The 8109-nt window shown below is 39.4% G+C and carries 7 protein-coding genes and 1 tRNA gene; 4 read left to right on the top strand and 4 right to left on the bottom strand.

What is annotated here, in order from left to right; translation table 11 throughout:
* Nucleotides 1-228: 228 nt before the first annotated feature.
* From VB711_RS23015 to VB711_RS23000, 4 genes are all read right to left on the bottom strand, one after another.
* Entirely contained in the window at nt 229-828 is a 600-nt protein-coding gene (locus VB711_RS23015) for a hypothetical protein (protein WP_323288678.1), read from the bottom strand.
* Nucleotides 829-1046: 218 nt separating this feature from the next.
* The gene (locus VB711_RS23010) at nt 1047-2624 is read right to left on the bottom strand and encodes a CHAT domain-containing protein (RefSeq protein WP_323288677.1); all 1578 of its coding nucleotides are present in this window, start codon (nt 2622-2624) and stop codon (nt 1047-1049) included.
* A gap of 110 nt (nt 2625-2734) precedes the next feature.
* The gene (locus VB711_RS23005) at nt 2735-3577 is read right to left on the bottom strand and encodes a DNA adenine methylase (RefSeq protein WP_323288676.1); all 843 of its coding nucleotides are present in this window, start codon (nt 3575-3577) and stop codon (nt 2735-2737) included.
* Between the two features lie 169 nt (nt 3578-3746).
* Nucleotides 3747-3819, bottom strand: a tRNA-Val gene (locus VB711_RS23000).
* Nucleotides 3820-3976: 157 nt separating this feature from the next.
* Between VB711_RS23000 and VB711_RS22995 the strand changes: the two genes are divergently transcribed.
* The 4 genes from VB711_RS22995 to VB711_RS22980 all read left to right on the top strand — a co-directional run bounded on the left by VB711_RS22995 (nt 3977) and on the right by VB711_RS22980 (nt 7895).
* Nucleotides 3977-4576 carry a metal-binding protein gene (locus VB711_RS22995; RefSeq protein ID WP_323288675.1) on the top strand — a complete coding sequence of 200 codons (600 nt, stop codon included), beginning with the start codon at nt 3977-3979 and terminating at the stop codon, nt 4574-4576.
* Nucleotides 4577-4626: 50 nt separating this feature from the next.
* Entirely contained in the window at nt 4627-5079 is a 453-nt protein-coding gene (locus VB711_RS22990; protein ID WP_323288674.1) for a DUF29 domain-containing protein, read from the top strand.
* Nucleotides 5080-5114: 35 nt separating this feature from the next.
* Nucleotides 5115-5927 (top strand): nucleoside triphosphate pyrophosphohydrolase, encoded by an 813-nt coding sequence (gene mazG, locus VB711_RS22985; RefSeq protein WP_323288673.1) that lies wholly within the window; start codon nt 5115-5117, stop codon nt 5925-5927.
* A gap of 87 nt (nt 5928-6014) precedes the next feature.
* Complete coding sequence (locus VB711_RS22980) at nt 6015-7895, top strand: lipoxygenase family protein (RefSeq protein WP_323288672.1); 1881 nt, start codon at nt 6015-6017, stop codon at nt 7893-7895.
* The last annotated feature ends 214 nt before the right edge of the window (nt 7896-8109 follow it).

Genomic DNA, 8109 nt, shown 5'->3' with positions numbered 1-8109 from the left:
CAGTTTTAGCTTTATTCACTAAGCCCTAAGTAGGTTGACTTTAAAGATTGTCGTTGGGTTCAGGCATTTCTTTTCTTTTTGACATCAAATAAAGCAACTATGTCTTTAGATAGATGACATATTTTTGCTCTCATCGTAAACTACTGAAAATGCCCTATTTATGACTAAAAATCATCAAGGGCGTTTAATATTTATCACTTGCTTTGATTTATGCCAAGCAAATCTTTCTCATGACTGGTCTAAATCGTCTATTTGCTTGATGGCGTAATTAGCGATCGCTAAACTCATTTTAGCCTGTTCTATTGGTGACAAATCTAACCATTCCCTCCCTTCTATATTACTGATGACAGATGACGAATTTTGTGATTCACTTCGCATTGAATAGGCAAAGGGACGGGCTAAAACTAACAAATCATCAATTTGTAAAGTTGGGAATAAATCCCGTACACAAGAAACTAATTTTTCGTTGGTTGGTTGTTGTAAAGAAAACACCTCAGCCACTTTTTGGCTAATGGCATTCAGCCAAGTTAGGGGAACAGCAGCAGAAAAGGCTTGATGTAAAGATGTTTGTAGATAGTGTTTTAGGTTAGTAGGGGCAGCTTGAGACCAAATTGTATCTAAATGATCATAAAAATTGGGCGATCGCCTTGTCAATTCATCTGCTAACCAATCCTGGCTGGCAAACTGTTGATCTAGTTGCTGAAAATAACCCTCTGATTCCTCATCAGCAGGATTCCAGGGATAGGTAGTATCTTCCGGTTCTAACAGAGTTGATAATATCTCTAAATCAATTAGAGAAGGGTGAGAAGTATTGATGTGATTAGTCATTTTTTTCACCTTACGATTAATTAACCTTGCTGACAGCTACAAGTGGAAGAATTGAATTTCCGCATCTAATCAACTTTTGGCATAAATATTTTTTTAGAGTAGGAGTCAGGAGTCAGGAGTCAGGAGTCAGGAGTCAGGAGGAAGAAAGGGGATGAGAGAGAATATTTTTCTTGGCTATCCCAAAATCAATCCTGTAAAAATTAGGAATTGAACAGAAATTAGATTTTTTCAATTATAAATTCCCAAATTTCACCTTTAGCACTGCCAAATTTTAATTGCATTCCCGATGTTAAGGAAATTTCTTCGCGCATAACTCGTTGCCAACCATTGGAGTTTAAGTACCAAGTTGTACCGTAGGTAGAAAAATCTTGCAGATAATAGGCCGATACTGAGTCAGTACCATTGTGATTATTGCGGCAGAGGATTTCGGCATGGCGTTTAGAAACATAAGTTTCAGGGATAATAATATCATTGTCTTTAGTGCGACCAATGCGGGTAACTCCAGAACGTAATAACCAAATTTGACCTCCTGGAGAGAGCGATCGCAAACAGGCATGAGGCAAAGGGGAAAATGTGCCAGAAATGCTACTTTCTGGTAGTTCTGTAATGCCTTCCTCAACAGTTTTAATCAAATCTCCATTAAAATCAGGATGTAAATAAAGAACGGGTAATGTCCAAGCTGGCTGGTTAAATTTATATACTGTTAATAGTTCTTGCCTAGCTGCGGCCACTGCTTCATCAATTCGCTTGCGCGATCGCAGCGCTTCGGCAAAAGCCCGAATAAAACTGCAACTTTCTTCATCAGCAATTTCATCACGCATTCCTACCACCGCCGGCACACCATGACGAATTAACACTTCTGCCAAACTACTAGCGGGTATGGCTTGATGATTAATTGCGGCTGGTTGCGCGCCCCAACAGGCATTAAACACCCCTAATTTTACTCCGGCTCGATTCAAAACTTGGGCTAATTCGATGCCGTTTAAGGTCATATCTGCCGATAAAAATAATAACCCGCCGTCCGGGGCTGGTAAACCATGTCCGGCATAAAAAAAGACATTATAAAGTTTCTTTTCTAATTCTTGAATTAACTCTTGGGGGGTAGGTTGCAAGAGTGTTTTAACAATACAAGGTGCATATCCAGAAGCATTACTAGAACCTGGGGTACAATCCATCAAGATTTTTTCTAGCAAAGCCGCTTCTTGATCTAACTGTAATTTCTGATTATGGCCTAAAACCAAAAGAACGTTTAAACCTTTATCGGTTCGTAACTCTGATAGGGGTTCGACTTCGTTGGTAGTGCGACTAAATAAAATATCTTGGGATAGAGAAATGGCTGATTGACCGGCTTCACGCTGCATAATTTCCCAAGGTAAAGCGATCAAATCGGGGTCACGGATTTCTAATTGCAAGCGTAACCTGGTATTTTGACCCATGGCAATGCCCCGACTGCGTTCTAAACTACTGAGAATTTCTTTGTCAAATAACCAACGCCATAAACTTATGCCCAAGGATTGCATTAACCGACTGCTGTATGGACTGGTGCTTTGAGTCGGGGGGGCTAAACTGAGATCAATTGGTATTGTGTTGATTTCGGAGGTTGAGGGAAGAATATTCAAGGGGCTATGATTGGTGAACATTTGCTGCCATTCTTCCCAAATTTGAGCCAGTTCAACCGAAAAAACGCAGTCATGCATACCATAGCCGCTAGGATAGGGAGCTTTGACCACCCAAATTGCGAAGTTATCACTGCTAGTATTTCTTAGACGAGCGATCGCTAAATTCAGGGAGGGCATGGTTTCATCAGAAATGATACACTAAAAACGAGTTTTTACATTATCTCAGGTTATTACGAATTTAAGCAATTCCAAATTCAAAAATTTAGGAGCAGTATTCAGGATGACGATTAGACAACTTCCATAATTGTCGGTAAACTGGATGATTCAACAGGATAGTTTGTAATAAAAAGTTCCTTACCTTTGTCTGCCTTATTTTGTTTATAGTTGTTCATCCCATATTGCAACTCCCATTCATAAATGTAGGCAAAAGAAAAGTTTTCCCGCACTTGCTCACAATTATCGTAAGTAATCAACCATTTGTGTGAACACTCTGATATCAGTTTAACAAAACGAGAATGGTCAAAACAGGTATGCAAATCGCCTCTTTTTCCATATAACTTAGATTGGGTATTACTCAGATAAGGTGGATCTAGAAAGATAAATACATCTTCTCCAGGTTCACTCAGTAGGGTGCTGTAGTCGAAGTTAGTCACACGGGTATTAACAAAGCAACCATCCAAAGCTGCTAATCGCTCAATCGAAGAGTCTGTAAATCGTCCTTTGAAGGAAGCATCGGAGTAACCCCCACTCTCAATTGTTCCCGAAAAGGTAATCCGGTTAAGAACAAAAAACCGCACAGAGCGCTCAAGTGGATTCATGGTACTTGTATCTGCGGCAGCGAGGGATTTAAATAAGGAACGTCCATCGGTTGTCTGATGTTTAATTTCCCACACTGACTCAACAAGCTCTGATAGATTGGTTTTGACCTGATGCCAGAAATAGTATAGTTCTGAGTTTAGATCATTAACCCAGCAAGGCGTACTAGGGTACTTTTGTAGAACATGAAAAAATACAGAACCTCCGCCAACAAAAGGCTCACGAAATTCTCTAAATGTAGGAGGTAGATAGTAAGCAATTTGAGGAATTGCCTTTTGCTTACCACCAGGATAACGTAATGGACTTTTAAGCACAATGGATGATCGTACCAGGAAGTTTATCTACTCAGTAGTTAAATAAATGTTAGTGACATCTTGCTTATTCTGATCCGGTGGTCGATACTATCAGCAAAATTAAACATTTAGAGTAAAATAAAAAACAATGCAGTCAGCATTTATATAAATACCAACTGCAAAACTTTAATGGGCAGTACCAGACTCGAACTGATGACATCCTGCTTGTAAGGCAGGCGCTCTACCAACTGAGCTAACCGCCCGTTTTTGTCACTTATTTAATATAGCATAGGCTTTGGAAATTATGCAAGTGTTTTGGATAATTTTTTTTCTGGTGTGGTGAAGATGTCGATTCTGGAAGATTAATCATGGTTCATGGTGGGTTATACTGACTGATGTTTTAATTTTAATTTTGCCAAGATGCCCTCTGGAAAGACGCACGATCGCATTACTCTCTGGTCTTTGCCTTTTGTGACGGGTATGACTTTCGTTTGGACTCGTAGCGGTAATTTAACTTTGTTGGTGGCTGGTGGGTTTATGTTTGGGGGCTTGATGTTCGGCCCGGATTTGGATATTTATTCGGTGCAGTTTCAACGCTGGGGGGTTGTACGCTGGATTTGGCTACCTTATCAAAAAAGTCTGCGTCATCGTTCTTTTTTATCTCATGGTCCGATTATTGGAACGATGTTACGGGTGGTTTATTTGCTGGTTCTGCTGTTGGTAGTAGGGGTTTTGCTGTTGGTGGTGGGGACGAAGTTGGGAAATGTGAGTTTGAATTGGGGAGATTTGGGTTTGGGTGTGGGGCGATCGCTCTCTGTTTATTCTAGAGAATTTCTGGCTCTGTTTGTGGGGTGTGAACTGGGCGCTATGAGTCATTATCTCAGTGATTGGGGCGGTTCGGCTTACAAACGTTTCCAAAAGCAAGGGATTCGGGGTTTACTTCCTCATGGTAAAGTGAAGAAAACTAAAGTTACTCGCAGTAAAGGCAGTTCTCGGACTCGAAAAAATATTAAAGAGTAATATATACTAAAAACAGCAAGGAAACTATACTAAATCTTTGAAAATTAGTTATGAGTGTATTGTCTATTAAAGAACAGTTGGAAAATCTCCATGATATTGATGATTATTTATGGCTAGAAACAACTATTAAGCTGTTGAAAGAAAATCGCCTAGAAGAACTAGATGTTAAAAATTTAATTGAGGAATTGGAAGATTTGGGGAGAAGAGATAAAAATAAAGCTGAAAGTTTATTAGAGCAAGTTATACGCCATCTTTTATTCCTGGAATTCTGGTTGGAAGAATCAAAAGATAATTCTGCTCATTGGGAAGCCGAAATAGATAGTTTTCGTACCCAATTAAGAAAACATTTAACGACTAATTTACACAAACATTTAGAGGATAAAATAAATATTATTTACGAAGATGCTCTCAGATATGTCACCAAAAAAACCCGTCTTAATAGTTTTCCTGTCACTTGTCCATACAGCTTATCTCAATTATTAGATATTAATTGGCTACCCTAATCTGAAGTTTTGAAATCAACAAGTTTTTATTAATTATGGAAGTAAATCAAAATCCAACTTTGGTGGCGTTACAAGAATTAATAGATGTGGTGGCGAAATTGCGATCGCCTGATGGAGGTTGTCCTTGGGATTTAGCGCAAACACCCGAAACCCTGATGCCCTATGTGATTGAAGAAGCTTATGAGGTGGTAGACGCGATTGGGAGTGGGGATAAAAGAGCGATCGCTGAAGAATTGGGTGATTTATTATTACAGGTAGTCTTACAAGCCCAAATTGCCAAAGAATATGAACATTTTACCCTAAAACAGGTCGTGGAAGGAATTACGCAAAAGTTAATTCGTCGTCATCCTCATGTATTTGCTGATGTGACGGTGCAGAATATAGATGAAGTGCGACAAAATTGGGAAACTATCAAAGCAGCAGAAAAGGGAGAAACACCAGAATCACAAAAACTAACTGATAAACTGGATCGTTATCGCCGCAGTCTTCCTCCATTATCCGCAGCAATGAAAATTTCTCAAAAGGCTGCCATTGCTGGGTTTGAATGGGAAAATATAGATGCAGTTTGGGCTAAATTTCACGAAGAGTTGGAGGAGTTTCAACAAGCTATATCTGCGGAAACACCAGAACGTCAACAAGCAGAATTAGGAGATTTACTATTTGCAACTGTGCAATTGGCGCGGTGGTATAATCTTGATCCGAGTGCGGGTTTGCAAGGTACAAGTCAGCGTTTAATCCAACGTCTGCAAAAAATGGAGGCTGTTGTTGATCGTCCCCTTGCCGATTACAGTTTACAAGAGTTAGATGTTTTGTGGGAACAGGCCAAAATTCAACTGGCCAAAGAATGAATACCTAATCTAGATTTCTCACAAGAAATAAACAATTGTAGACCAGATCCTAACGTAAGCTGCGAATTAACACACCAGGAGTAAGCTATGACGAAATATTTATCTTTGCGGCAACAACAAGGTCATTATCGTTATGATCCAAATGGTATAGAACAGAAGGGAGCGGCACGGCTTTTTCCCTATTCGGGAGAAGATGGAAGTATCCGTTATCTGGTGAAGAAGTTATATGAAAATCTGCTTAATCAAGGAAGTTTGTCAGAACCTTGGAGTTTGCTATTAAGACAGTTAGAAAAAAGTAGTGATGATTTACAGGAAAATTGGCAACTTTTATCAACTTTATTGGTAGATTGTCAGGTTTTTCAGTCTGGTTGGTTTAATTTTGATTTGCCGCCAAATGAACAATTTAATAGTAGTTATGTAGAGGAAAGAAAGAAGTTAGTTGAAAGGTTGATGGCAGCAATTAAGGCAGTGGAAACTGTTGATAAAAATCTACCTGTAATTCAAAGAAAGGATCAACAAAGAAAACTATTTTTTCAAGCTTTTGGAAATAGTCGTCCGGTGGTAAGTTGGATTCATGAAGTGGAAGGGGGTCTAACAGATAGGGAATTTGTTCGTCAAAGGTTAGCGGGGGCGAATCCTTTGGTGTTAAGGCGTGTTCAAGCTATTGACCAAGGGTTAATACAGAGTTTAGCGGGTGAAGTTAACTCCATTGATTTGATTAAATCAGCCGGTGAAAACAGATTATTTATTGCTGACTATCCTCTGTTGAAAGATTTGAAAGTTACAGATTTGCAACTTGGTAAATATGTTGGTAATCCGGTGGCGTTATTTTATCGGAATGAACAGGGTTTAGAACCGATATTAATTCAAGTAGTTAAAGGAAAAGTTGTAACGACTGGGACTGGTGAAGAATGGGCTAAAGCAAAATTATATTTTCAAGCTGCTGATGCTACCCATCATCAATTAGTTTCTCATTTATGTTACACTCATTTGGCAATGGAGCCGTTAGCGATCGCTACTCCCCGTCAACTACCCTACAATCATCCAGTTTATCAGTTATTGTCCCCCCATTTTCAATTTTTACTGGCAATTAATCATCGGGCTAATACAGTATTATTGGATGAAGATGGGGCTATTAACAAATTAACTGCTCCCACCAGAACAGCTTCTACAAGGGTAATTAATCAGGCTTATCGAGAGAAATCGTTTTGGTATTATTCCCTGTTGAATGATATTGAATTACGGGGAATTGAATCTAAATTTCTCCCAGACTTCCCTTATCGAGACGATGCTTTGCTATTATGGGGAGCGATCGCTAAATATGCAACTCAATATTTACAGCGTTACTATCCAGACGATAAAGCTGTACAACAAGATCCCTATCTGCTATCTTGGGCAGAGGAATTAGGCGCACCATTAAATACCCGTCCCAAAACAGATTTTCCCCAAGTACCCCCCTATTTACCCAAGGAATGGATAGCAGAATCGGGTATTGAACCCCAAGAATTACCAACCCACCCCCGTATACCAGGATTTACCAAAATTGGCAGTTTACAGCAACTCATAGATATTGCTACTATTGTTATATTTACCTGTGGACCCCAACACGCCGCCGTCAATTTTAGCCAATTCGATTATCTGAGTTATGTACCTAATGCGCCCTTAGCCACCTATAGCCACCCCAATACACCAGCGACATTAGAGGAACTTTTACCACCACCAGAAATGGAGTTACTACAAATGCGTTTAGCTTCGACATTAGGTGGAATTTATTGGGGTAATTTGGGTAGTTCGGATTTAATTAAATTTGCCGATAAAAACGACAGACAAATTCTGGAACAGTTTCAAAATGATTTGTGGGAAATAGAAGGTAAAATCAAGGCACGTAATCAGCAGCGTCTAGAAACCAACGGGGTTGATTATCCCTATTTATTACCTTCTCGCATTCCCAACAGTATCAATATTTGATTTTAAATTGGGGGTTAGAAACCGCGTCTACACAGACAAAACCCACACTTCGGCAAGCTCAGTGACCGCCTCCGTGGGTTTCAAATCTCAAACTCTTATTTCTCTGTGTACTCTGTGCCTCTGTGGTTCGTTAATCCGTGACTTCTACTGAATATGAGAATATATTTTCGAGATTGACAAATTGTGGAGGTTTGGTTATTATTAAATTATACTC

The sequence above is a fragment of the Cronbergia sp. UHCC 0137 genome (assembly GCF_034932285.1).
Lineage (GTDB): Bacteria > Cyanobacteriota > Cyanobacteriia > Cyanobacteriales > Nostocaceae > Cronbergia.
The sequence above is the reverse complement of the archived record's forward strand: the minus strand, read 5'-3'. Positions and strand labels throughout refer to the sequence as shown.

Coding starts and splice junctions, on each gene's coding strand:
- VB711_RS22990 (WP_323288674.1), top strand. CDS start 4,627: ATGAGTGTATTGTCTATTAAAGAACAGTTGGAAAATCTCCATGATATT.
- VB711_RS22980 (WP_323288672.1), top strand. CDS start 6,015: ATGACGAAATATTTATCTTTGCGGCAACAACAAGGTCATTATCGTTAT.
- VB711_RS22995 (WP_323288675.1), top strand. CDS start 3,977: ATGCCCTCTGGAAAGACGCACGATCGCATTACTCTCTGGTCTTTGCCT.
- mazG (WP_323288673.1), top strand. CDS start 5,115: ATGGAAGTAAATCAAAATCCAACTTTGGTGGCGTTACAAGAATTAATA.
- VB711_RS23010 (WP_323288677.1), bottom strand. CDS start 2,624: ATGCCCTCCCTGAATTTAGCGATCGCTCGTCTAAGAAATACTAGCAGT.
- VB711_RS23015 (WP_323288678.1), bottom strand. CDS start 828: ATGACTAATCACATCAATACTTCTCACCCTTCTCTAATTGATTTAGAG.